This window comes from Streptosporangium carneum, assembly GCF_027922005.1.
In the GTDB taxonomy this organism is placed as follows: Bacteria; Actinomycetota; Actinomycetes; order Streptosporangiales; family Streptosporangiaceae; genus Streptosporangium; species Streptosporangium carneum.
In genome coordinates this window covers 1-534 of record NZ_BSEV01000157.1, presented here as the reverse complement: position 1 = coordinate 534, position 534 = coordinate 1, and the positions used below count along the sequence as shown (strand labels likewise).

Here is a 534-nt window from a genome sequence, read left to right as displayed (position 1 = left end):
GCCTTGGCGATCTTCGGGTCGGACCCGAACTCGGCCCAGGACTCCGTTGAGATGAGGACGATCGCCGTACGGCCGCCGGCGCGGTCGGTGAGGGTGCTGGTGAGATAGCCGGGAATGCCGCCGTCGTGACCCCAGAACGTGCCGCACGGATGGGCGCCGGTCTGGATGCCCAGGCCGTAGCCCGGCCCGTCCGGCTGCTCCGGGTCCGCCGGCACGGTGGTGCGCATCTGTGCCAGCTGGGCGGCGGGCAGCAGCCTGCCGGACATCAGCGCGGTGTAGAACCGGGACCAGTCCTGCGTGGTGGACACCACCGCCCCGGCCGCCCCGCCCCACCCGGGATCGTTGTCGGAGACGTCCACGTGACCGTGGTGGCGCGCCCCGGCGAAGTGCCGGAACTCGGCCGGCACAGCCGGCGGCATGTGGTCGGCGTCCGGTTCGTAGCCGTGGGCATGGGAGCCACGCCAGGTGGAGTCCGTGGCGTAGTAGGTGTGCTTGAGGTTCAGCGGCCGGGCGATCCGGTCCCGGACCAGATCG

General features: G+C 72.1%; 1 protein-coding gene. It reads right to left on the bottom strand.

Annotated features, from left to right (window positions below; all coding sequences use genetic code 11):
• Positions 1-534 (bottom strand): serine hydrolase domain-containing protein (locus tag PKF00_RS44315; RefSeq protein WP_271223802.1); only part of this gene is annotated, 534 nt, incomplete at both ends.